Origin of the sequence: Streptomyces puniciscabiei, assembly GCF_006715785.1 — a bacterium.
In the GTDB taxonomy this organism is placed as follows: domain Bacteria; phylum Actinomycetota; class Actinomycetes; order Streptomycetales; family Streptomycetaceae; genus Streptomyces; species Streptomyces puniciscabiei.
Window position 1 is genome coordinate 2,058,193 of the sequence record NZ_VFNX01000001.1, and the last position, 24,096, is coordinate 2,082,288.

19 protein-coding genes are annotated in these 24,096 nt (G+C 71.8%); 9 read left to right on the forward strand and 10 right to left on the reverse strand.

Translation table 11 applies throughout. The features are described from left to right. Window positions 1–9: 9 nt before the first annotated feature. A complete protein-coding gene (locus FB563_RS09190; protein ID WP_055707258.1) occupies window positions 10–1,620 on the forward strand; it encodes an N-acyl-D-amino-acid deacylase family protein in 1,611 nt (536 codons plus the stop codon). A 3-nt stretch (window positions 1,621–1,623) separates the two neighbouring features. Here FB563_RS09190 and FB563_RS09195 read toward each other — a convergent pair whose 3' ends face one another. From FB563_RS09195 to FB563_RS09205, 3 genes are all read right to left on the reverse strand, one after another. Beyond that, on the reverse strand, window positions 1,624–2,463 hold the full coding sequence (locus FB563_RS09195; protein WP_055707257.1) for a trypsin-like serine peptidase: 840 nt from the start codon (window positions 2,461–2,463) through the stop codon (window positions 1,624–1,626). A 151-nt stretch (window positions 2,464–2,614) separates the two neighbouring features. Further along, window positions 2,615–2,899, reverse strand: a complete 285-nt coding sequence (locus tag FB563_RS09200; RefSeq protein WP_055707256.1) for a DUF1707 SHOCT-like domain-containing protein — start codon at window positions 2,897–2,899, stop codon at window positions 2,615–2,617. A 97-nt stretch (window positions 2,900–2,996) separates the two neighbouring features. Then, on the reverse strand, window positions 2,997–3,608 hold the full coding sequence (locus FB563_RS09205) for a hypothetical protein (RefSeq protein WP_055707255.1): 612 nt from the start codon (window positions 3,606–3,608) through the stop codon (window positions 2,997–2,999). A gap of 455 nt (window positions 3,609–4,063) precedes the next feature. On the opposite strand from FB563_RS09205, the gene FB563_RS09210 reads away from it, so the two are divergent. Both FB563_RS09210 and FB563_RS09215 read left to right on the forward strand, forming a co-directional pair. Then, entirely contained in the window at window positions 4,064–5,275 is a 1,212-nt protein-coding gene (locus FB563_RS09210) for a pyridoxal phosphate-dependent aminotransferase (RefSeq protein WP_055707254.1), read from the forward strand. A 99-nt stretch (window positions 5,276–5,374) separates the two neighbouring features. After that, on the forward strand, window positions 5,375–5,794 hold the full coding sequence (locus FB563_RS09215) for an SCO4983 family protein (RefSeq protein ID WP_055707253.1): 420 nt from the start codon (window positions 5,375–5,377) through the stop codon (window positions 5,792–5,794). Window positions 5,795–6,206: 412 nt separating this feature from the next. Here FB563_RS09215 and FB563_RS09220 read toward each other — a convergent pair whose 3' ends face one another. Beyond that, window positions 6,207–8,027: a phosphoenolpyruvate carboxykinase (GTP) gene (locus FB563_RS09220; protein ID WP_055707252.1), complete on the reverse strand. Its 1,821-nt coding sequence runs from the start codon at window positions 8,025–8,027 to the stop codon at window positions 6,207–6,209. 306 nt (window positions 8,028–8,333) lie between these two features. Here FB563_RS09220 and trhA point away from each other — a divergent pair, with 306 nt between their 5' ends. The 4 genes from trhA (at window position 8,334) to FB563_RS09240 (ending at window position 10,895) form a co-directional block, all read left to right on the forward strand. After that, window positions 8,334–9,044 carry a PAQR family membrane homeostasis protein TrhA gene (trhA, locus tag FB563_RS09225; RefSeq protein ID WP_055707251.1) on the forward strand — a complete coding sequence of 237 codons (711 nt, stop codon included), beginning with the start codon at window positions 8,334–8,336 and terminating at the stop codon, window positions 9,042–9,044. 69 nt (window positions 9,045–9,113) lie between these two features. Further along, window positions 9,114–9,749: a TetR/AcrR family transcriptional regulator gene (locus FB563_RS09230; protein ID WP_079048865.1), complete on the forward strand. Its 636-nt coding sequence runs from the start codon at window positions 9,114–9,116 to the stop codon at window positions 9,747–9,749. A gap of 33 nt (window positions 9,750–9,782) precedes the next feature. After that, a complete protein-coding gene (locus FB563_RS09235) occupies window positions 9,783–10,514 on the forward strand; it encodes a Mut7-C RNAse domain-containing protein (RefSeq protein ID WP_055707249.1) in 732 nt (243 codons plus the stop codon). 48 nt (window positions 10,515–10,562) lie between these two features. After that, window positions 10,563–10,895 (forward strand): hypothetical protein, encoded by a 333-nt coding sequence (locus tag FB563_RS09240; protein ID WP_055707248.1) that lies wholly within the window; start codon window positions 10,563–10,565, stop codon window positions 10,893–10,895. Here the strand turns inward: FB563_RS09240 and FB563_RS09245 are convergent. The 6 genes from FB563_RS09245 to FB563_RS09270 form a co-directional block, all read right to left on the reverse strand. Continuing rightward, entirely contained in the window at window positions 10,879–13,290 is a 2,412-nt protein-coding gene (locus tag FB563_RS09245; protein ID WP_055707247.1) for a galactose oxidase early set domain-containing protein, read from the reverse strand. The two genes, FB563_RS09240 and FB563_RS09245, sit on opposite strands and share 17 nt — an antisense overlap. Continuing rightward, on the reverse strand, window positions 13,287–14,456 hold the full coding sequence (locus FB563_RS09250) for a glycosyltransferase (RefSeq protein ID WP_055707246.1): 1,170 nt from the start codon (window positions 14,454–14,456) through the stop codon (window positions 13,287–13,289). The genes FB563_RS09245 and FB563_RS09250 overlap by 4 nt, the downstream gene beginning before the upstream one ends. Next, on the reverse strand, window positions 14,453–16,099 hold the full coding sequence (locus FB563_RS09255) for an ArnT family glycosyltransferase (RefSeq protein WP_055707245.1): 1,647 nt from the start codon (window positions 16,097–16,099) through the stop codon (window positions 14,453–14,455). Before FB563_RS09255 ends, FB563_RS09250 begins: the two co-directional genes overlap by 4 nt. After that, window positions 16,096–17,364 (reverse strand): glycosyltransferase, encoded by a 1,269-nt coding sequence (locus FB563_RS09260; protein WP_055707244.1) that lies wholly within the window; start codon window positions 17,362–17,364, stop codon window positions 16,096–16,098. The genes FB563_RS09255 and FB563_RS09260 overlap by 4 nt, the downstream gene beginning before the upstream one ends. Window positions 17,365–17,581: 217 nt before the next feature. Then, window positions 17,582–19,615, reverse strand: coding sequence for a thioredoxin domain-containing protein (locus tag FB563_RS09265; RefSeq protein WP_055707243.1), 2,034 nt, complete (start codon window positions 19,613–19,615; stop codon window positions 17,582–17,584). Continuing rightward, window positions 19,596–20,186: an ArsR/SmtB family transcription factor gene (locus FB563_RS09270; protein WP_055707242.1), complete on the reverse strand. Its 591-nt coding sequence runs from the start codon at window positions 20,184–20,186 to the stop codon at window positions 19,596–19,598. Before FB563_RS09270 ends, FB563_RS09265 begins: the two co-directional genes overlap by 20 nt. A gap of 134 nt (window positions 20,187–20,320) precedes the next feature. Between FB563_RS09270 and FB563_RS09275 the strand changes: the two genes are divergently transcribed. Both FB563_RS09275 and FB563_RS09280 read left to right on the forward strand, forming a co-directional pair. Continuing rightward, a complete protein-coding gene (locus tag FB563_RS09275; protein WP_055707241.1) occupies window positions 20,321–20,716 on the forward strand; it encodes a hypothetical protein in 396 nt (131 codons plus the stop codon). Between the two features lie 176 nt (window positions 20,717–20,892). Further along, window positions 20,893–24,096: a tetratricopeptide repeat protein gene (locus FB563_RS09280; protein WP_055707240.1), complete on the forward strand. Its 3,204-nt coding sequence runs from the start codon at window positions 20,893–20,895 to the stop codon at window positions 24,094–24,096.

Genomic DNA, 24,096 nt, shown 5'->3' on the forward strand with positions numbered 1-24,096 from the left:
GCACCGGCCGTGGAGCAACTCGTCATCCGGGACGCCGACGTCGTCGACGGCAGCGGCGAACCGTCGTACCGGGCCGATGTGGTGATCGACGGCGGCCGGATCGTCTCCCTCGTCAAGGAGGCCGCCGCGGCCGGCTGCCAGCGTCCGCGTGCCGTGCGGGAGCTGGACGCGGAGGGCCTGGTCCTCTCCCCCGGCTTCATCGACATGCACGCCCACTCCGACCTGGCCCTGCTGCGCGACCCCGACCACAGCGCGAAGGCCGCGCAGGGGGTCACGCTGGAGGTCCTCGGGCAGGACGGGCTGTCGTACGCGCCCGTCGACGACCGCACGCTTCAGGAGGTGCGGCGGGCGATCACCGGGTGGAACGGGTACGGCGACGACCTCGACTTCGACTGGAGGTCGGTCGGTGAGTACCTGGACCGGCTCGATCGGGGCATCGCCGTGAACGCCGCCTACCTCATCCCCCAGGGCACGGTCCGGGCGCTCGCCGTCGGCTGGGAGGACCGGGAGGCGACGCCCGAAGAGCTGGACCGGATGCGGCAGTTGGTCGCGGAGGGCATGGAGCAGGGTGCGGTCGGGCTGTCCTCCGGGCTGACGTACACGCCGGGCATGTACGCCCCCGACGCCGAACTGACCGAGCTGTGCCGGGTGGTGGCGTCGTACGGCGGCTACTACTGCCCGCACCACCGCTCCTACGGCGCGGGCGCCCTGCAGGCGTACGCCGAGATGGTCGCCCTGACGCGGGACGCCGGGTGTCCGCTCCATCTGGCCCACGCCACCATGAACTTCGGCGTCAACGAGGGCCGCGCGCCGGAGCTGCTGGCCCTGCTGGACCAGGCGCTGGACGCCGGCGCGGACATCACCCTCGACACCTATCCCTACACCCCCGGCTGCACCACCCTGGCCGCGCTGCTGCCGAGCTGGGCGAGCGAAGGCGGCCCGGAGGAGGTCCTGGCGCGGCTCGGCGACCCGGCGACGGCCGCGCGGATCCGGCACGACCTGGAGGTGACCGGCTCGGACGGCTGTCACGGCGTGCCCGTGGAGTGGGAGACGATCGAGATCGCCGGGGTCGGCGACCCGGCGCTCGCAGAGCACGTGGGCCGTACCGTACGGGAGTCGGCCGCCGTGCGCGGTGAAGCCCCGTGGGACACCGCCCGCCGGCTGCTGGTCGAGGACCGGCTCGGTACGACGATCCTCCAGCACGTCGGCCACGAGGACAACGTCCGCACGATCATGCGGCACCGCACCCACACCGGCGGCTCGGACGGCATCCTGCGGGGTGACAAGCCGCATCCGCGCGCCTACGGCACTTTCCCGCGCTATCTCGGCCACTACGTACGGGAGTTGGGGATCCTGTCGCTGGAGGAGTGCGTCGCCCATCTCACGTCCCGGCCCGCGGCCCGGCTGCGGCTGCCGGACCGGGGGCTGGTGCGCGAGGGGTACCGGGCCGACCTGGTGCTGTTCGACCCGGAGACGGTGGCGCCCGGCGCGACGTTCGCCGAGCCCCGCACGCTGCCGACCGGTATCCCGTACGTCCTGGTCGACGGCCGGTTCGTCATCGAGGACGGGAAGCGGACGGACGTGCTCGCGGGCCGGTCCGTCCGCCGTACGCCCGTGTGACCGTTACGGCTTGGGCAGGACGCAGCCGGCCGCACCGAGGTCCAGCTTGTTGCCCGTGGTGAAGCAGGCGGGGATCTGGTAGGTCTCCTCGGCGTAGTTGATGCCCTGGTGGATGGTGACATTGCCGCTCTCGTCGACCTCGCACGGGTTGTTCTCCGTGCAGGTCTCGCCGTCCTCGTTGCCCGTGTTGTTGACGGCGACGACCTTGCCGGTGGTGGTGTCGATCACCGGGGAGCCCGAGGTGCCGCCGATGGTGTTGCAGGAGGAGGTGTAGCGGACCGAGTCCTTCCAGGTCCAGTCGCCCTCCTTCAGCCGGTACACGAAGCCGTCGATGCTGCAGCTGTAGGTGCGCTTCCAGTAGCCGGAGACGACCTTGATGGCGGTGCCGGCGGTGGGGTGGGTGTCGTTCACGGTGAGCGGGCTGATGCCGTAGGCGCTCTTGATCTGCGCGTACGTGGTGGTCAGCCGGTAGATCGTGACGTCCGTGTCGGTCATGGTCGAGTAGACGACCTGGTTGGCGCGGAGGGTGGCGACCCTGCTGCCGGAGGCGTTCAGCAGACCGAAGGTACGGCTGGAGGACTGGCCGGTGATGACCTGGCCGGGGTCCGGGAAGCCGGTCTCCAGGCAGTGCCCGTTGGTGAGCACGAGCGCCGGGTCGCTGTCGGCGGAGTTGGGGAAGCGGATGACGGAGCCGGAGCAGTTGCTGAGCGCGACGGTGCCGGCGAAGTTGACGGTGGCCTTGGGCTTGGCGGCAGTGGTGGTGTGCGGCGCGGCGACCGCGGGGGTCGCGCCCAGCCCGGCTATGGCCAGGGAGGAGAGCGCGGCAAGGAGAGGCTTGTTCATGTGGGGGTCCCCTCTGACGACTTGGGCGACCGAAGTCCTCCGGCCGCCCGCTCGCTTGTCATGCACATCATCAGTGCACGAGGGGGACGGGAACAAGAAGCCCGCTCAGGTCATAGGGGTTTCCCTGTGCCTCCCGGCCCGAGCAACTCCGTTACCGGTCCGGGGGTTTGGTGACGACGGCCCCGAACAGGGCGAGACCCAGGGAGTCCCTGGGCCCGGGCTCGGGCAGTCCACACGCGGCCTCCGCCGGCTCGCCGAGAGTACGGGCGCCGTGGACCCGGTCCGGCCGGTCGTCCCGCCCGCTCAGCACCAGCCGGCCGTCCGCCACGGCGGCCCGGACCCGCTCGACGGCCCGCTCGCGGTCCTCGTCGGAGGCGAGCACGTCGGAGTGGGGCACCGGTTGCCGAGACGGGGAGAGGTGGGGCTGCTCGGTCATGCGGGCAGTCCTCGCCCGTCGGCGTGTCGGCACGGCTCACCGACAGGCCGAGCGGCCCGGACTGGACCGTGGCGGGCGAGAAAGTGATCTTCGCCGGTCAGTGCGGGTGTTTCGTGGCTCCGTGACCGTGCCCCTGGCCGCCGGGGAAGGCGGGCCCGGAGGTGGTCGGGGCGGCCGTGGTCGCCGTGGGTGCGGGCGCCTGGGACGTCGTGGGGGCCGGAGCGGACGCCGAGGCGGTCGGGCCGCCGGTCGCCCGGCCCCGGCCCTGGCTCTGGGACGCCTGGACGTCCGGGGAGGGGGACGAGGGGGACGGCGAGGACGAGGGGGAGCCGCCGGCCGCCGTCGACGTGCCCTGGGCCGCGGAGCCGGTGTCCGTGCCGGGGCTCGCGGTGGCGGACGTGCCGACGGCCGGACCGGACCCGTCCGGGGCGGGGGAGTCCGAGCCGCCCGCCAGAGCGGCGATCACCGCGACGGCGCCGGCCGCCCCCAGCGCCCCGGCGACGAGCACCACCCGGCGGCGGCCGCTCGGCTGCCGCCGTTGCTGACGCCGCCGCGCGGCGCGCCCCCCGACGGGCGCGCCCGGCTCGGCCGCCGCCGGGACCGTGGGCAGCTCGCGGGTCCGGTCGAAGGCGTTCTGCCAGCCGTGGGCGGCCGCGGGGTCGGCGTACTCGTCGTACGCCGGAGCAGAGACCGACTGCGGGAGGTACACGTTGGGCGGCGGCGAGCCGGGGGACGCGTGACCCGCCTGCGGCGGAACCGGGGCCGGAGCCGCATCCGGCCCTCGCTCGTGTCCCGGGTGGGGCCGGGCGTCCGGGAACGACCGGGGGTGCCCCGGGTCCGGCGTCGGGGCAGTCGGGAAGGGGTGCGCCGAAGGGCCGGCCGGCGGTGCCGGGAGCGGCTGTGTGGCGGCCGCGTCGGAGCCGTGCCGGGAGGCGGGACCCGGTGTCCCGCCGCCGTCCGGTCTGTGTCCGCCGTCCATCCCCATCCCTGTGTACCTCCCCGCCCCACTTCCGTCGCCGTGCGGGATCCGGCGCCCGGCGGCACCGCATTCTAGGGACGCGGGTGACCGCCGAGACAGCCGATGGAGATATCGGGGCAAACCGATGTGTCTCACGTGTCGGAAAACACGACCCATGAGGCATTACCGGGCCGTAAGCTCACGTCATGCAGGTGATCCAGTCGACCAAGCTCGCCAACGTCTGTTACGAGATCCGGGGCCCGGTTCTCGAGGAGGCCATGCGGCTTGAGGCGGCGGGCCACCGCATCCTCAAGCTCAACACGGGCAACCCGGCCGCCTTCGGCTTCGAGTGCCCCCCGGAGATCCTGGAGGACATCCTCCGCAACGTCTCCACGGCGCACGGCTACGGCGACGCCAAGGGCCTGCTGGCCGCCCGCCGCGCCGTCGTCATGCACAACCAGACGATCGGCATCGAGACGGACGTCGAGCACGTCTTCATCGGCAACGGCGTCTCCGAGCTGATCGTGATGGCGATGCAGGGCCTGCTGGACGACGGGGACGAGGTGCTCGTACCCGCCCCGGACTACCCGCTGTGGACCGCCGCCGTCTCCCTGTCCGGCGGTACGGCGGTGCACTACCGCTGCGACGAGCAGTCGGACTGGATGCCCGACCTCGCCGATGTCGAGCGCAAGGTCACCGACCGCACCAAGGCCATCGTCATCATCAACCCCAACAACCCGACGGGGGCCGTCTACGACGAGGCCATGCTCAAGGGGCTCACGGACATCGCCCGGCGGCACAACCTCCTCGTCTGCTCCGACGAGATCTACGACAAGATCCTCTACGACGGCGCCACGCACACCCCGACCGCCAAGATCGCCCCCGATCTGCTCACCCTCACCTTCAACGGCATGTCGAAGGCCTACCGGGTGGCCGGGTACCGGGTGGGGTGGATGTCGATCTCCGGGCCGCGCGCGCACGCCGACTCCTACATCGAGGGCCTGACGATCCTGGCGAACATGCGACTGTGCGCCAACATGCCGGGACAGCACGGGGTGGTCGCCGCGCTCAGCGGACGCCAGTCGATCAAGGACCTGGTGCTGCCGGGCGGGCGGCTGAAGGAGCAGGTGGACACGGCGTACGAGCTGCTGACGCAGATCCCGGGCGTCAGCTGCGTCCGCCCCAAGGGCGCGCTGTACCTCTTCCCGCGGCTCGACCCCCAGGCCTTCAAGATCAAGGACGACCGGCAGATGGTCCTGGACCTGCTGCGCCAGGAGAAGATCATGGTCGTCCAGGGCACGGGCTTCAACTGGCCCGAGCCGGATCACTTCCGGGTGGTGACCCTGCCGTCGGTCGGCGACCTCCGGGACGCGATCACCCGGATCGGCAACTTCCTGGACGGCTACAGCCAGCCGTAGCGGAGAGAGTCCCGGGGACTCCTTTCCGTGACTCGACTCAACTTTAGACGAAATCCAAGCTAGGATGGCTTCCTGTCAGAGCACAGGAGGCCATCCCCCATGTACGAACCGATCCGCAGCAAGTCGGTCCACAGCACGATGGCCGGCACCGCCTCCGACTTCCCCCACCGCTCGCGCGAGGAGGAGCTCGACATCCAGCTCGCCGGCCACCTCGCCGCGCTGCTCGCCGTGACGGACGAGCTGCGCGGGCTGACTCCGTCGGCCGACCTGGAGACCGCCGGTGAGCGGCTCGCCGAGCAGGTGGCCCGGCTCCGAGGAGGGCGCTCTCCGCTGCGGGCGACGCCGTCCGCGACCGGCGATCCCGCGGCGCTGCACCGGCGTGCGCACGCCCTGGCCGGACGCGCGCTCGTGGTCGCCGCGTCGCGCGCCGACACCGCGGCGGCCATCCTCGCGGCCGAGCGGATGGACGCGCACGCCGACGCGGGATCCGATCCGAAGGAACTCAGCTCCACCCACTGACCCCTGCCCGGGGTCCCCTCGACGGCCCCGGTCCGCGTGCACCCGCAGCGACGCGCGGACCGGGCGCCATGACACTGCGTTCGCTCCGGCCGACTTCTCGGGGTGCGGGGCGTGTCGTCGGTGCGGTGGGGCGGGCCGCGTTTCGCCGCGGGAGCCTGTGTCGTCCGGCGGCTGTCGGCCGTGCGTGGTTCTCGCGCAGTTCCCCGCGCCCCTTCGGGGCGCGTTGCAGTACACGGGCGAAGGCCTGCCGTCCTGCTCCCGCGGGCGAGCGGGAACGTGACGACAGGCCCAGAGCCCCCACGCCGTTGTGCGGGCCTCGCCGGTATGTCACCACGGCCGGCCGTGACGATCGCTGGTCAGGGCACGGCGGCCGGCCGTGGAGTCTTTCGGGATCTCTTCCGAGGTGCGGGCCTCAGCCCAGGCGCTCCACCAGCGCGTGGTACTGGTCCCACAGTTCCTTCGGGGTGTGGTCACCGAAGGTGCCCAGGTGCTCGGGGACCAGGGCGGCCTCCTCGCGCCAGACGTCCTTGTCGACCGTGAGCAGGAAGTCCAGGTCGGAGTCGGAGAGTTCCAGGCCCTTGGTGTCGAGGGCCGTCTTGGTCGGCAGCACGCCGATCGGGGTCTCGACGCCCTCGGCCTTGCCGTCCAGGCGCTCCACGATCCACTTCAGGACGCGGGAGTTCTCGCCGAAGCCGGGCCAGACGAACCTGCCCTCGTCGTTCTTGCGGAACCAGTTGACGTAGTAGATCTTCGGCAGCTTGGACTGGTCCTTGTCCTTGGCCACGTCGATCCAGTGGGCCATGTAGTCGCCCATGTTGTAGCCGCAGAACGGCAGCATCGCGAACGGGTCGCGGCGCAGCTCGCCGACCTTGCCCTCGGCGGCGGCGGTCTTCTCGGAGGCGACGTTGGCGCCGAGGAACACGCCGTGGTTCCAGTCGAAGGACTCCGTCACCAGCGGCACCGCGGAGGCGCGGCGGCCGCCGAAGAGGATCGCCGAGATCGGCACGCCCTTGGGGTCCTCCCACTCCGGCGCGATGATCGGGCACTGGGAGGCGGGGGTGGTGAAGCGGGCGTTGGGGTGCGCGGCGGGCTCGGCGGAGTCCGGGGTCCAGTCGCGGCCCTTCCAGTCCGTGAGGTGGGCCGGGGTCTCCTCCGTCATGCCCTCCCACCACACGTCGCCGTCGTCGGTGAGGGCGACGTTGGTGAAGACCGAGTTGCCCCACAGGGTCTTCATCGCGTTGGCGTTGGTGTGCTCGCCGGTGCCGGGCGCGACGCCGAAGAAGCCGGCCTCGGGGTTGATCGCGTACAGGCGGCCGTCCTCGCCGAAGCGCATCCAGGCGATGTCGTCGCCGATGGTCTCCACGGTCCAGCCGGAGATCATGGGCTCCAGCATGGCGAGGTTGGTCTTGCCGCAGGCGCTCGGGAAGGCGGCGGCGACGTACTTGGACTCGCCCTGCGGCGGGGTGAGCTTGAGGATCAGCATGTGCTCGGCCAGCCAGCCCTCGTCACGCGCCATGACGGAGGCGATACGCAGCGCGTAGCACTTCTTGCCGAGCAGGGCGTTGCCGCCGTAGCCGGAGCCGTAGGACCAGATCTCGCGCGACTCGGGGAAGTGCGAGATGTACTTGGTGGAGTTGCACGGCCACGGAACGTCCTCCTGGCCCTGCTCCAGCGGGGCGCCGAGGGAGTGGACGGCCTTCACGAAGAAGCCGTTGTCACCGAGCTCGTCCAGGACGGCCTGGCCCATGCGCGTCATCGTGCGCATCGAGACGGCGACGTAGGCGGAGTCGGTGATCTCCACGCCGATCGCGGACAGCGGGGAGCCGAGCGGGCCCATGCAGAACGGGACGACGTACATGGTGCGGCCCCGCATGGAGCCCCGGAACAGGCCCTTCTCGCCGCTGAAGATCTCCCGCATCTCGGCGGGGGCCTTCCAGTGGTTGGTGGGGCCGGCGTCCTCCTCCTTCTCGGAGCAGATGAAGGTGCGGTCCTCGACGCGCGCGACGTCGGTCGGGTCGGAGGCCGCGTAGTAGGAGTTGGGGCGCTTGATCGGGTCGAGCTTCTTGAAGGTGCCCTTCGCGACCAGCTCCTCGCACAGCCGGTCGTACTCGGCCTCGGAGCCGTCACACCAGACCACGTCGTCCGGCTGCGTGAGTTCGGCGATCTCGTTGACCCAGGAGATCAGTGCCTGGTGGTTGGTGGGAACGCTGGTAGCCGAGTTGTCGCGCGCCACGGTTGCTCCTAAGTGAGGGATTTATACCCTGGTGAGGGATTTTGTCCTGTTGCCCCGTGGGGGCTGCGACCCGGATGCTTCACGGGATGCTCATCCGGTGCCGACCGCACTCATTTGATCATCCGCCCAGAGTGCGCATCTGTCCAGGGGACCTCACAGGTGAGCGAAGTGAGGAAGACCACGGTTTCCAGGCCTGTTTGCGTTCCCTTTACGTCCAGGTTTGCGTCACCTGAAGGTCTTTTTGCGTTCGATCAACCAAGACCTCCCTGACACCCGACTTACGGCGCCGTAGGTACCATGCCGCCCATGACTGCGTCCGTCCCCGACGCGCCCACGGACACGCCGGCCCCCGCCCGCGGTCCCGCGCTCTCACTGCCGCAACAGGTCAAGCCCAGGCTCCGCGGCTGGCTGCACCTCGGTATGTTCCCGGCCGTACTCATCGCGGGCCTCGTGCTCACCGCCCTCGCCGACTCCACCAGAGGCCGGATCGCGTGCGGCATCTACGTCCTGACGGCCTGCCTGCTCTTCGGCGTCAGCGCGCTGTACCACCGGGGCAACTGGAGCCCCCGGATGGACGGCGTCCTGCGCCGCCTGGATCACGCCAACATCTTCCTGATCATCGCGGGCACCTACACCCCGCTGACCCTGCTGCTCCTGCCCGGGGCCAAGGGCCAGTGGCTGCTGTGGGGCATCTGGGCCGCCGCCGCGGCCGGCATCGTCTTCCGCGTCTTCTGGGTCGGCGCCCCACGGTGGCTCTATACGCCCTGCTACATCGCGATGGGCTGGGCGGCCGTGTTCTTCCTGCCCGACTTCATGCGTACCGGCGGCATAGCGGTCCTGGTCCTGGTGATCGTCGGAGGCCTGCTCTACAGCGCCGGTGGCGTGGTCTACGGCATCAAGCGCCCGAACCCGTCACCGCGCTGGTTCGGCTTCCACGAGGTCTTCCACTCCTTCACCCTCGCCGCGTTCGTCGTCCACTACGTCGGCATCTCGCTGGTGGCCTACCAGCACGCGTAAGCCCCTTCCGCCCCCACGGCCACGGCTCATCCGAGCCGTGGCCGTCTTTCGTGCCTGACAATGACCGGCATGACGGCCGCACGCACCCCCAGCACCTCCCCCGCCGACCGGCCCCGCCTCGGCCTGCGGGAACGCAAGAAGATCAAGACCCGGGAGGCGATCCGCGCGGCGACGTACGCACTGGTCCGGGAGCAGGGGTACGACGCCACCACGATCGACCAGATCGCCGAGCGGGCCGAGGTGTCGCCGTCGACCGTCTTCCGGTACTTCCCGACCAAGGAGGACATCGTCCTCACGGACGAGTACGACCTGATGATGGCCGAGGAGCTGCGGGCACGCCCGGCCGACGAACCGCTGATCCAGTCCCTGCGGTACGTCATGCACCGGGCGCTCGACCTGTCGCCGGCCGAGGACCCCGAGGTGACCCGGTTGCGCGTGCGCCTCGGGGTCGAGGTACCGGCCGTCCGCAGCCGGATGTCCGAGAGCATGGCGAGCACCGGCGTCCTGCTCCGCCAGGTCGTCGCGGACCGCACCGGCCTCGATCCGGAGAGTCTCGAGGTGCGGGTCTACGCCATGTCGCTCATCGGCGGGCTCATGGAGGTCATCCGGTACTGGGGCGAGAACGACCAGCAGGGCGACCTCAGCGAGCTGATGGAGCGTGCCCTCGACGTCCTGGAGCGCGGCCTGCCCAGGGAAAACCACTGAGGTCACGGCGGTCCGGCGTGCGATGCTGACGGGGTGAACGGACCCGAGATCCACGTCGAAGTCGCCCCCGCGCTCCATCTGTTCGTGCCGGCCGCCCGCCGCACCGGCGCCACGCCGCTCGGCACGGACGGTGTCTCGACGCTCGGCCATGTCATCGAGTCCCTCGGCGTCCCGCTGACCGAGGTCGGCGCGCTGGAGGTGGACGGCCGCGAGGTGCCGGTGTCGCACATCCCGCGGGCGGGCGAGACGGTGCGGGTACGCCCCGTCGACCGCCCCCAGCGGGTCCCCGGTGCCCCGCTCCGCTTCCTCCTCGACGTCCACCTGGGCACGCTCGCCCGCCGCCTGCGCCTGCTCGGCGTGGACACGGCGTACGAGTCGACGGACATCGGCGACGCGGCGCTGGCCGCGCGCTCGGCGTCGCAGAAGCGGGTGATGCTGAGCCGCGACCGGGGCCTGCTGCGCCGCCGCGAACTCTGGGCCGGCGCGTTCGTCTACAGCACCCGCCCCGACGACCAGCTGCGCGACGTCCTCGACCGCTTCGCCCCGGACCTGAACCCCTGGACCCGCTGCACCGCCTGCAACGGCCTGCTGAAACAGGCCACGAAGGCCGAGGTCGCCGACCAGCTCAAGCACGGCACCCAGCGCTCCTACGACGTCTTCGCCCAGTGCACGGAGTGCGGCCGCGCGTACTGGAAGGGCGCGCACCACGGCCAGCTGGAGGCGGTCGTGGAGCGGGCGTTGAGCATGCGTACCCAGGGGCACTGAGTACGCGCCCAGATTTCCGGGGCCGGGCCGGGCGGGTTGGCTGAGGGCATGACGACAGCGAACTCCGTGCGACCGCCGGCTCCCGGCCGCGCTCTGACCCGGTGGTCGGCCTGGGGCCTGGTCCTGCTCGTCCCGAGCGTGCTCGCGGCGGCGATCGCCACTCTGGCCACCGAACAGGGCACCCGGTGCTTCGAGTACAACGAGTGCCGCCCGATTCCGGGGGCGCTCACCGCCGGCTGTCTCATCACGGCCGTCGGCGCCGGCGTCGCGGCCCTCGTGTGGCCGCGACGCCGGTGGACCGGCGGGCGGACCTGGGCCGTGGTGCTCCAGTGGAGCGCCCAGGTCCTGCTCGTCCTGCTGGTCCTCAGCTCCGGCGCCTGACGTCCCCCTTCCCGCACGCCACCCCGTCCCGGTTCCGGTCCAAGCCCAGGGGGTCGTCCGTGCCGTTGACCTTCAGGCGGCCGTAGTTGTTCTCCTTGAGCCAGGCACACCGTGCGGCCGCCGTCCTCCTCACCTCGGGCGGGAACACCGTCGGCACGCACACGTTGGCCGAGCCGTAGTGCCGGTCGCAGCCGGAGATGGCCGGGCTGACCTGCTGTGAGGTCCTCTTCCTGCCCGGGCCCGACACCTTGCCGGACAGGGAGTCGGCGAAGGCGTGGACGTGCGGGGAGGCGGCGGTGAGGGCCGAGGGGCCGGTCAGATGGACCCACTTCGCCGCCGACGGCACCCCGTTCGCGTCGACCGCGAAGAGCATGTACCAGCCGGGCGGGGCGACGTTCGGGTTGTTCGTCACGTTCACGTCGACGTTGTCGCCGTCCACCGACAGGGGCAGGTCCACGAACCGCTGGTTCGGGTCGGAGGAGTGCGTGACCGCGGCCGGGCGGATGAGTTCCGCCTTGGCGATGGGGCGGTCGACGGTGATCCGCTGGGTGTCGCCGTACTTCCACTCCTGGTTGATCACGGAGGTGATCGTGGGGCGGGTGCCCTTGTAGAGGTAGGGCGGGGTGTAGATGGACACGTTGTGGTTCCAGCTGCCGTTGCCCGGGTTGTCGCCCGTCGCCATCACACGGCCGTCGGGGAGCAGGAACGCCGAGGAGTGGTAGCCGCGGGACTCGGGGTCGGCCGCGACCGGGTCGAAGGCGTTCGTGTCCGGGTCGTAGAGCGAGGACTCGTACACCGGGTCGGCCCGGTTGTGCAGGGCGCCGCCCGTCTCCAGCACCTTGCCGTCGGGCAGCAGGACCGCCGAGACGTACATCTTGCCCTGATTGCCGGTCTCCGGCCGGGGCCCGCCTCCGAGGTCGACGGTGCCCTGCGGGATCGGCGGCCCGGCGACGTACGACGGGTTGGCCTGCTTGAGGTCGATCAGGTCGGTGAGGCGGTTCGCGTCCGGGTTGGAGTCGATGTTGCCGCCGCCGATCGTCAGCACCCGCTGGTCCTGCGCCGGGGGCAGCAGGACGGACGCCGACTGGTCGCGCTCGTCCTTGTTCTGCAGGCCGGGGATCTGGGTGATCGTGTTGGCGCCGTAGTCGTAGACCGCCGAGCCGGTGCCGGGGATGTTGTTGCCGAAGACATGGCTGCCCGTGTAGAAGAGGCGGCCGTCCTGCATGAGGATCATCGCCGGGTACAGGCCCCAGTACGACCAGGTCTGGTTGACCTGCCACAGCGGCAGCCACTGGTTCTGCGCGTAACTGAACTTCTCGGCGGTCACCGAGCCGGTGGAGTCCTCGCGGAGTCCGCCGAAGGAGATGACGTCACCGTTGCCGAGCTCGGTCGCCGACGGGTACCAGTGGCCGTCGTTCAGGTCGTTGGTCTTGCTGTAGGTCTCGGTCTTCGGGTCGAAGACGTACGAGTCCTTGAACCCCTCGTAGCCGTGCCCGCCCGCGACCGGGTACGCCTTGTTGCCGCTCAGCACCAGCACCCGGCCGTCCTGCAGCTGGACATGGCCCGCGCAGAACATGTCCTTCGGGGTGGGGATGACCTTGTAGGTGCCGTTGGCCGGGTCGTACACCGCGCTGGTGAACGTGCCCGCGTTGAAGTTCTCCTCGCTGTTGCCGGAGCCGGCGATCAGCAGCACCTTGCCGTTGTTCAGCACGACGGAGTGCATGGAGCGGACCGGGTTCTGTGTCGGAAGCACCGACCAACTGCCGTTCGCGCACTGGTCGTTCGTGCCTGTGCACGGGGCGGGCGGAAGCGGGTCCGGGACCTGGTCCATGGTGTAGTCGTCGGTGGTCGCCGAGCCGGTGCCGTAGACGGAGACGCCCCAGGTGATGCGGTCGGTGCCGGCCGGGACCTCCGGGGTGCGGACGGTGGCCTGCGTCCAGGCCGACGCCATGCCGAGGGTCTTCAGGTCGGTCCAGTACTGCCAGCCGGCGGTGGTGTCGTACCGGAAGAGGGTGATGTTGGCGTCCGGGGTCGTCGTCTTGTACCAGAGCCCGAGGTCGTACTGCTTTCCGGCGGTCACGCCCGGCGCGCAGTCCGTCGACTCGGTGATCATCGCCTTGCGGTCGCCGGAGACGCGGCGGGTCAGCGTGACCTTCATGGCCCTGGCCCCGGAGTGCGCGTCCGACGTCGTCTCGAAGGTGAAGTCGTTGTCGCCCCAGCCGGATTTCTCCCAGCAGTACGGCATGCCGTCGCTGCCGGCGGTCTCGAAGCCGGGGTTCTTGATCAGGTTGGCGGCCTCGGCCGGCTGGGGCGCGGTCAGAAGCAGACCGGCGGTCAGGGCGCCCACCCCGGCCAGCGCGGTCCGTCTGCGGCGTCTTCGATACGTGGTCCTCACACGGCTCTCCTTGCTCGGCTCCCCCGGCGGCGGGGGAGGTAGACCAGCGCCTCGGTACCGACGAAGCGCAGGACGAACGTCATGACCAGCGCGAGCGCGGTGGCCGGCAGGGCGCCCATCCCGAACCGGCCGACGAGCAGGGCGATCAGCGGGATCCGCAGCACCAGGTCGGCGTTGGCGAGCAGCGCGAACCGGCCGAGCCGGTCCCACATGCGGCGGTGTGCCCGCCGGTCGCGGAACAGCAGCTGTTCGATGAGCAGGAAGTTCCAGGCGACCCCGAGCTGGTTGGCGAGGATCTCGGCCGTCAGGTAGTGCACTCCTGGCGCGGTCAGTGCCCACAGCCCGAGGAGGTTCGGTGCGAAGCCGCTGGCGCCGATCAGGCCGAAGCCGACCATCCGGGCGGCCGGGGAGGCGGTGCGCAGGCCCGCCAGGTGGCGCAGGAAGCGGAAGCCCTCCTTGGCGGTGGACTTGGACTCGCCGGCGAACCGGTCCTGGAAGACGAACGGCACCTCGGCGACCTGCCGGGGGCGGCTGCGGACGGCCAGTTCGAGGAGGATCTTGTAGCCGAGCGGTTGGAGCACGTCCGGCGTGACCGCGCTGCGCCGGATGGCGAAGAAGCCGCTCATCGGGTCGCTGATGCCGCGCAGCCGGCGCGGGAAGAGAGCCTTGGCGAGCCAGGTCGCGCCGCGCGAGACGGCCACCCGGTAGCCACCGGCGAGCCCGGCCCGGCTGCCGCCCTCGATGTACCGGGAGGCGACGACGAGCCCGGCGTTCGTCCGCTCCCCCGTGGCCACCAACTCCGGTATCAGCGACGGCGGATGCTGGCAGTCGCCGTCCATGACGACGATCCACTCGGAGGTCGCCGCCCTCAGCCCTTCGACGACCGCCCCGCCGAGCCCGCCGACGGGTTTCTCACGGTGCACCACGGCCACCGGGAACGGGCAGTCCTGTGCGGCCGCGCGGATCACCTCGGGGGTGTCGTCGGTGGAGTCGTCCACGAAGAGGACCTCGCAGGGCAGCCGCGCCGGCACCGACTCGGTGATCCGGTGCAGCAGCTGCCGGATGTTCGCGGACTCGTTGAAGGTCGGTACGACGACGGTGACGGCGCCCGGTTCCGGCACCTCGGTGGCGTCAAGACCGGAGACCGGCGCGGTGTACTCGCTCATCGGGTGCCCCCCGCCGCCTGGACCCGGCGGATCTCGATGCGGTCGGCTCCGGTGCCGAAGGTGGCGACCGGCGTCGAGTGCCGGATCGCGGCCCGCACATTGGGCAGGTCCTTGGCGTCGCGGCGGACGGTCGGCGAGGCGACGACGTAGTCGATGTCCCGCCAGCCGTGCGGCATCGTCCTGGTGACGGCCGGGTCGAGGTCGGCCTTGTAGAACCAGACGGCGCCGAGCCCGGGCCGGTATCCTGCGTGCACGAGGTCCAGCCAGAGGGCGTCGTCGACGAGCACGCGGGTGTCCTTCGGGTCCGCCACCTCCGTGCTGAGCCAGTGGGAGGCCTGCCGGTAGGACCGGTTGGCGTCGGCGGTGACGGCGGTGCGGTCGCCGTCGTACCAGTGCGGTACGACGTAGGCGCCGGCGGCGAGGGCGAGGGCGGCGGCGAGCGCGTACCGGCCGCCGGTGAGGTACCGCCGCTCGCCCTCCTCGCGCCACCTGGTGAGGACCGCGTGGGCGACGGAGGCGGCGCCGCCCGCGAGGACCAGGGCGAGGAAGGGCAGCGCGCCGATGATGTACATGGCGGGCAGATAGCCGCCCGGGCGCAGGGCCACCGCGGCCAGGATCGCCACGGTCAGGGCCGGTCCGGCGAGGGCGCGGGCGGTGACCGACCAGCGCCGGGTGAGCAGCAGGAGCAGGGCCGCGGCGAGGCCGCCGAGGGGCAGGACGCGGTCGTAGTACAGCCAGGAGTGCAGGACGCCGTAGGAGCCGGAGTGCTGGTCCAGGATGAATCCGGAGCCCGGTCTGGACATCTGGTAGGTGATGCCGTCCCACAGGGAGACGTGCCCGGCGCCCGGGAACAGCTCGCCCTTGAGCAGGGCGAACAGCGGGTAGGAGAAGCCGGTCAGGGCGCAGGCGGTGACGGCTCCGGTGAGGGCGAACTTGCGGGTGTCGCGGTGGCCGTGCCGCCACATGGTGACGAGCAGGGCGGGCAGGACGACGAGCATCGTCTCCTTGGTGAGCACGCCCGCGGCGGCGGCGAGGCCCGCGCCGAAGTGGTGCCAGAGGTGGCGGCTGGGCGAGGCGGCCAGGCAGAACGCCAGCAGCAGCCACATCACGGCGATGTTGTCGAGGAAGATCTCCCGGCTGAGGACGACCGCGAGCGGGGACAGCCCGAACAGCGCCATGCCGAGCCCGGCGGCCCAGCGGGGCAGGGAGAGCCGGCGGCCGAGGACGTAGACGAGGACCGCGCTGATGCCGCTGACCAGCAGCATGGTGAGCCGCATGGTGCCGACGGTCATCGAGCCGGGGCTGAGGGCCGAGGGGATCCAGCTGAGCAGGGCTATCTGGATCCAGCCGAGCGGCGGGTGGTCGTACCAGTAGGTGTAGTGGGCGAGGCCCCGGCCCTGCTGGACGGCCCAGGCCTGGGCGAGGTAGGTGCCCTCGTCGTCGCTGAGGGTCGGGTAGGCGGCGATGTTCCAGCCCTGGACGACGAGGATCGCCGTGAGCAGGAGGCCGCAGAGCAGCAGGTCGGGGCGGGAGGAGCGGAGCCGTACCGGCGGGTCCGTCCGACCGGTCGAACGGCCTTCCGGCACAGGTGGGCGCTGCGCGGGGACCTTCGGTACGGTCACCGCGGGAAGTGTGGAGGTCACGCAGGAACGTCCTCTCGGAGGGGCTCGGCCGCGGTGAGGTGTGCGCCGACGTGCGTGGTCAACTCCCAGTCGTTGCGGCCGCGTTGCTCGCGCCAGACGGCGCGGATCGCGGCACCGGCGAGGAGGACCTGGTAGAAGGGGCCGCCCACGATGAGCTTCACATAGTGGACGGGACGGACCTTCAGCCCGTACTGCGTGCCGAAGTCGTGCAGCCCGACCACCTCGAAGACGAACGTGACGGCGGCGGTGACCAGCGGCAGGAAGGTGAGGAAGGCGATCCCGACGGGCACGTCGAGGAAGAGCGCGACGGCCGCGTTGAGCGGGATGATCACGCCGGAGAAGGCCTGCATGAACGGGGTCATGAGGGTGTACCGGGCGAGCAACCGCTGTCCGAGTGCCGGGAGTTGCTTCCAGTCCTTCTTCCGGTACACCTGCAGGAAGCCCTGGTTCCAGCGGGTGCGCTGCTTGAGCAGCGACATGAGGGAACCCGGGGTCTCCTCCCTGGTCACCATGTCGGAGTCGTAGGCGACGACGACCTTCTTGCCGACGCTGGACAGCCGGACCCCCAGGTCGCAGTCCTCGGCGAGGCAGTTCGGGTCCCAGCCGTCCGCTTCCCTGAGGACGTCGGTCCGCACGAACACGGTGTTGCCGCCGAGCGGGATGAACCCCTTCTGGGCGTGCAGGTGCAGCCGGGAGCGGAACCAGAAGAAGTACTCCAGGCAGTTGCGCAGGCTGTACCAGCTGGAGTGGAAGTTGATGAGCTGGACCCCGCCCTGGACGACGTCCGCGCCGGTGGTGCGGAAGGCGTGGTCGACGTGGGCGAGCAGCTCCGGGTGGACCTGGTCCTCGGCGTCGAAGACCCCGACGACGTCACCGCGGCAGTGCGGCAGCGCCGTGTTCATGGCCTTCGGCTTGTTCTTCTTCTCGTGGGTGTCGACGACGACCCGGACGCGCGGGTCCCGTGCGGCGGCCTTCTCGGCCACCTCGGTGGTCTCCGGATCGTCGTGCCCGACGATCACGATGATCTCGAAGTCGGTGTGCGTGGATTCCAGCAGCCGCTGGATGGTGTGGTCCAGCACCGCCTGCTCGTGCCGGGCGGGCAGCAGCAGTGAGAACGACAGGTGTTCGTCGCCGTCCGGTCTGCCGAACCGGGTGGAGGCCAGCACCTCGGGCGTACGCCACGCGTGCATCTGCCACCACAAAGTGAACGCCGCCATCCAGAACAGGGCCAGTGAGACGGCGGCGATGAAGACGGACGTGAGCAAAAAGATCCCCCCAGATCCCCGATTACCCCCAGTGCGGGCGACGTTGAGTGACCACCCGTCGACCCGCTGTGGAGAGACTAGGGGGGATCTGTGAAGCGCGAGAGCTCTTCCGATAAAATGCTTGTTTCGTAACGGTGCTACGGGTACCGGTACTTAACCGAACACCCGCTCACACTCGGACACTTCACCCGTTCATGTTTTCGGACGTCTGCGCCGCTCACCGACTGCTGAGCGCCGCTCGCAGCCGTTCCGGATCGGGCGTCGGCGCGTCACAGGTGAAGTTACGGCAGACGTACGCGGCCGCTCCGCCTTGGTGCAGGGGCCGGTCGGCGAGGAGCGGGAACTCGTCACTGTCCGCGGTGCCGACGGCGACGACGGCGCCCGGTGCGGTGCCCAGAAGGGCCGTACGGTGCAGGGCGGCCGTCCTCTCCTCGTCGAGGCCGGGACCGACGACGGCGATTTCCCTCGGCCCGTCGAGCAGGGCCTCGGCGACGGCGAGTCCCCAGCCGATGAACCGGGGCACGCGCGGCCCGAGGGCCTTCACGACCCCCAACGCCCGCTCGGCCGCCGTACGGTGGGGCTCCGACCCGGTGTGCGCCGCATAGCTCAGCAGCGCGCCCGCCGCCGCGGTCCAGCCGGACGGGGTGGCGTTGTCGGTGGGGTCCTGCGGCCGGCGGATCAGCCGCTCGGCGTCGGCGGCGGTGTCGTAGAGCGCGCCGGTCCCGGGGTCGGTGAAGCGGGCGAGCACATGGTCCAGGAGCAGCCCGGCGAAATCGAGCCAGACGCCCTCGCCGGTCACGGACGCGAGCGCGAGGAAGCCCTCGGCGACGTCGGCGTAGTCCTCCAGCACGCCCGCGTTGGGGCCGACACGGCCGTCCTTGCTGGTCCGGGCGAGCCGGGCGTGCTCGTCGAGGTGCACCCGCACGAGCAGGTCGGCGGCGCCGACGGCGGCCTCGACCAGGTCGGGCCGGTCGAAGTAGGCACCGGTCTCGGCGAGCGCGGCGACGGCGAGGCCGTTCCAGGCGGCGACGACCTTGTCGTCCCGGCCGGGGGCGGGGCGTCCGGCGCGCTCGGCGAGCAGCCGTTCCCTGATGGATGCGATCTTCCCCGCCTCGAAGACGGCGTTGCTCTGCGGCAGTTGGAGAACGGACTGGCCGTGCTCGAAGGTGCCCTCGTCGGTGACGCCGAAGTACTGGGCGGCGAGGTCGCCGTCCGCGTCCCCGAGGACGGCGCGCAGCCGCTCGGGCGTCCACACGTAGTACGCGCCCTCGACGTGCCGCCCGCTCCCGTCGTCACTGTCGGCGTCGAGCGCCGAGGCGAACCCGCCTTCGTCCGTGCGCATTTCACGCACGAGGAAGTCGGCGGTCTCCAGGGCCACGCGCCGGGCGAGGTCCGATCCGGTGGCCCGCCAGAGATGGGCGTAGACGCGGCAGAGCAGCGCGTTGTCGTAGAGCATCTTCTCGAAGTGCGGCACGACCCAGTCGCGGTCGACCGAGTAGCGGGCGAACCCGCCGGCGAGCTGGTCGTAGATCCCGCCGCGGGCCATCCGCTCACACGTGTCCTGCGCCATCTGCAGCGCGCCCTCGGCGCCGGTACGGGCGTGGTGCCGCAGCAGGAACTCCAGCACCATGGACGGCGGGAACTTGGGCGCCCCGCCGAATCCGCCGCGCTGCGGGTCGTACTCACGGGTGAGCCCGAGGAGGGCCTGGGCGAGCTCCTGCTCGCCGGGCGGCTGCGCGGCCTGGTGGCCGATCTCCCGCTGGGCGAGGTCGCGGACGATCTTCCCGGCCACCTCGCTCACCTCGTCGCGCCGGGTGGCCCAGGCCTGCTGCACGCCCTCCAGCACCTGCCGGAAGGAGGGCATGCCGTGGCGGGGCGCGGGCGGGAAGTAGGTCCCGAAGTAGAAGGGCTCGGCGTCCGGGGTGAGGAACACGGTCATCGGCCAGCCGCCGTGCCCGGTGGCGGCCTGTACGGCCTCCATGTAGACGGCGTCGACGTCGGGGCGTTCTTCGCGGTCCACCTTGATGTTGACGAAGTGCTCGTTGAGGTAGTCGGCGGTGGCCCGGTCCTCGAAGGACTCGTGAGCCATGACATGACACCAGTGACAGCTCGAATACCCGACACTCAGCAGGACGGGTTTGTTCGCGGTGCGCGCCTCGTCGAAGGCCTCGGCCGACCAGGGCCACCAGTCGACGGGGTTGTCGGCGTGCTGGAGCAGGTACGGGGACGTCTCATGGGCCAGTCGGTTCACCGTTCCACTCTCCCACGGGCTCGGGGACGGCGTAGAAACGCATCAGTACCGGGCGTGCCCCGTCCGGGGCCTCCTCGCGCGGGTGGCCGTAGCGTTCCAGCAGGGCGCGGTACTCCCGCATGAAGGCGAGCAGTTCCTCCCTGGTCAGCCAGGTGCCGTGGCGCTGGACCTGGGCCCAGCCCTCGGGGCCGCGGTACTCCTGGTGGGCACGGCGGTACAGGGCGGTGTCGCACTCGATCTTCAGGTGGGCGAGCCGGGCGGCGGCCTGGTACTCCTCGGGAGTCATCGTCGCCGGGTCGGGCGTGGTGTGCCGGAAGGGCAGCGACCGCCACCAGCGCTCGCGCCCGCCGGACTTCTCCGGGATCTCCTCGATGAGCCGCTGCTCGGCGAGTTTGCGCAGGTGGTAGCTGGTGGTGCCGGAGCTCTCGCCGAGTTCTCGGGCGAGGACGGTGGAGTTCGCCTCGCCGTGCCGGCCGAGGTACTCGAGGATCCGGCGGCGCAGCGGGTTGCCGAGGGATTTGTAGAGGGCGGTGCGCTCCAGGCTGGTCATCTCGGACATGCCGTCGGTCATGCGGCCACGGTAGCCCTGAGAACCCCGAGAAGTCCCCGATGTCTGCCGAATTTTCTTTGCAGAGTTTTCTCTGCGGTCTACGGTGGTGACAGTCGACGGGACGCGTAGAGGGAGGACGGGATGGTGAAGGGACGATGAGGGCGACCGCGACCGTCCGGAAGAAATGGCCGTGGGTCCTGCTGGGGGCGGCGGCCCTGCTGGTGCCGTGGATGGTGGTGCTGGCGGTGACCCTGCCGGGCAGCGCGCGGGTCGACAACTGGCCGCTGGCCTGGATCGGCCTCGACGCCCTCATGGCGACGGGCTGCGCGGCAACGGCCCTGCTCGGCCTGCGCGGCGACCCGCGGGCCCGCCTCACGGCATCGGCGACGGCGTCGGTGGCGGTGCTGGACGCGTGGTTCGACATAACGACCTCGCCCACGGGCGCCCCGCTGGCCGAGGCGCTGTTGTGCGCGGTGGCGGAGGGGGCGCTGGCCGGGGCATGCGTGTGCCTGGCGGTGGGCAAGGGCCGGGGCCACCGGCAGGCGCCCTAGCTCTGCGCACGAGATCGGCCGGGCCACATGCCGAACGCCGCGGGGGGCTGGACCGCCGCGCTCCGACGCCGGTCACGAAACCCTCACCGCACCCGCTGATCGTCACCCCCTCGCCATCCCGCCTTCCCCGAAGGACACTCGTGGACAACGGAGTTGACGCCGGAGGGGGACGGGACATGCGGGACGGCCATCGGGTGGAGGCCGAGCGACTGCTGGTGCGGGCCGTCGAGGAGGAGGTACGGCGCTCGGGCGGGCGGATCGACGGGCAGGTGCTGCTGGCGCGGGCGCGCGGCGCGCTGGACACGATGGCGGGGGCGGCCGGGGAGGAGTACGAGGCCTACGTCCGCGCACTGGACGAGACTGAGGCGGGCCGGCTGACCTTCGGGCAGCGCTACGCGCGCGAGGGCGCCGGAACCGCCCTGCTGGCGGCGCTGGTTGCGGCGGTGGCCGCGGCCGTGGCCGACGTCTCCCTCGGCACCGGCGCCGGCACGGCCGTCGGCGCGGGTGTCGCCGCGGGCGTGGCCGGTGCCACCGCCTCCGTGGTGAAGGTGGCCGGCGCCCATCTGCCCGCCGCGCATCACCGCGCCGGCGCCGCCGGGCAGCCCGGCGGCCCCCAACAGCTGCGGCTGCAGTGGCTGACCGCGCTGGAAGTGCGCGGCATCCGCCCGTTCCTCGACCAGCAGCGGGTACTGACCGCGTCCACGGCCCCGAAGAAGAAGGGCGGCCCGGCGCTGCGCGGCACGGACAAGAGCGCGGCGGCCCGCCGGCGTTCGGTGCTGGAGCAGTCGTTCGGGCAACTCCCGGACGCGGACCGGGCGTTCGCGGGGCGGCGGGCGGAGCTGGCGCGGATCCGGCAGTGGGCGCAGGCCGCCCGGGCGGCCACGGAGACCCGGCCGACGGTGGTCGTGCTGCACGGCGAGCCCGGATCGGGCCGGACCACGCTCGCGGTGCGCGCGGCGCACGAGCTGCGGGACCACTTCCGCGGCGCGGTGGTCGTCGATCTGCGCGGCGGCAGGCGGGAGGAGGCCCCGCTCGCGACCCGGGACGCCCTGCTGCACCTGCTCAACCGGCTCGGCGCGCCCCGCGAGCAGCTGCTGTTCCGGGAGCGCTCCTCCCCCGACCAGCAGGTCAAGCGGCTCGGCGAGCTGTACCACCAGCATCTGTCCGGTCTGCCGGTGACGATCGTGCTGGACGACGCCGCGGACCCGGAGCAGGTGCGGGCACTGGTGCCCGAGCGCTCCGACAGCCTGGTCCTGGTCACCGCCCGCGACGCCCTGGAGCTGCCGGCGGACCTGCCGGCCTGGGTGCACCACCTGCCGGTCGAGGCACTGGACGCGGCAGGAGCCGAGGAACTGCTCGGCGCCGTCGCCGAGGACGCGTCGGGGCCGTACGACGCCGAGTCCGCCGACCGGATCCGGGACCTCACCGGCGGGCTGCCGCTGGCGCTGAGGATCGCGGGCTCCGCGCTCGGCCCGCGCTCACCCCGGCAGCTGGCCACGGACCTGGGCGCGTACGGCCCGGTGGAGCCGGTGGAGCGGGCCCTGTGGCTGCGCTACACCGACCAGCCGGAGCCCGCGCGCCGGCTGCTGCGCAGGCTCGCGCTCGCGGGCCGGGCCTCGCTGGGTGCCGCGGCGGCCGCCGCGCTGCTCGCCACGGACGAGGCCGAGGCCACCCGCCACCTGGTCGCCCTCGCCCGGGCCGGCCTCCTCGACCATGTGCGCGGCAGCCGCTACCGGCTGCACGACCTGGTGCGCGCCTTCGCCCAGGCCCGGCTGCTGGACGAGGAGGACCCGGCCGAGCGCGCGGCCGCGCAGGAACGGCTGATCGTGAACTACGCGGACCTGGCCGACTCGGTGCTGCGCCTGGTCGACGGGAACATGTCGACGCGCTCGCACCAGTTCGGCCCGCACGGCTTCACCTCGCTGGACGAGGCGCTGCGCTGGCTGGACGACGAGTCCAGCTTCATCACCGCGGCCCTGCGGCACGCCGAGGGCGTCAACCAGGCGGCGGTGCAGAACCTGCTGGGCGCGCTGTGCGACTACTGCCTGCTGCGCGGCGACCTGTACCGGCTCGGGGAGATCAGCGAGCTGGCCGAGGCCGTGGACCAGGGGCTGCTGGTGCGCTCGGTGCAGTGGCGTACCGGTATCGCGGCCCGGCAGCTGGGCGAGCTGGACAAGGCGCGCTCCACGCTGGCGTCGGTGGTGGACCTGTACCGGGAGGCGCACCACGAGGCGGGGGCGGCCCGGGCCCTGTGCTCGCTCGGGATCACCCTGCACCACCAGGGCAACCTCACGGACGCCGCCGCCAAGCTGCGGGAGGCGCTGGACATGCAGGCGGCCCCCGAGCTGGCCACCGACCGGGCCTGGACGATGCACGCCCTGGCCGCCGTCCAGCGCGACCGGGCCCGGCCGGCCGAGGCGCTCGAGCTGCTCACCCGCTCGCTGGTGCTGCACCGCGAGGGCGGCTCGGTGCACGGCGAGGCCTGGGCGTACTTCCAGCTCGGCCAGCTGGCGCTGCGGATGGGGGACGTGCCGCGTGCGGAGACCGAGCTGCGGGCGGCCCTGGAGCGGTACGGCCGGACACAGGACGCGCGCGGCGAGGCGTGGGCGCTGACCCAGCTGGCCCGGGCCCGGCTGGTGGCCGGCGACGCCTCACCGGCCGTGGAGGGCCTTGGGCAGGCAGCCGCCCGGCACCGGGAGAACGAGGACGCGCGCGGCGAGGCGTGGACGCTGTACTACCGGGGCCAGGCGCTGGAGGAGGCCGGGGACCTGGACCTGGCGGTGCGCGACCTGGAGCGGTCCCGCACGATGTTCTCCCGCATGCGGGACGTGTACGGCCTGGCCTGCGCCCGGCACCACTCGGCGCGGGTCACCCGCGACCAGCGGGCCGCGCAGACCGGCTCGTTGCGCAACTCCGGCTTCGCCCGGCAGCTCCTGGTGGACGCCCGCGCCGACTTCCAGCGCATCGGCGTCGCCCACGGCGAGGCGTGGACCTGCCTGGAGCTGGCCGTGGTCGACGCGGGCAACGCCCGTACGCAGGCCGCGCTGGCCCTCGCCGACGAGGCGCTGGACCTGTTCGCCTCCTACGGCGACCGGCGCGGCGAGGACTGGGCCCGCTTCCTGCGCTGCACCCTGCTGCCGTACGCGGCGCCGGGCGGGGCGGAGGTGGGCACGGCGGTCGCCCAGGAGGAGCTGGCCCAGCTGGCCCGCGCCGGCCATCCCCTGCGGGACGAGAAGCTGGCCGAGTACGTCCCGGCGTACGCCCTGCTGCTGGAACGCGGGGTCAGCCTGGAGGACGGCTGGCAGGCCTGGCGGCTGCACATGACACCGGACCGCCACGCCCGGGAGGTGATGGGGGTGGCGGTGGCGGCGGGGCGCTGA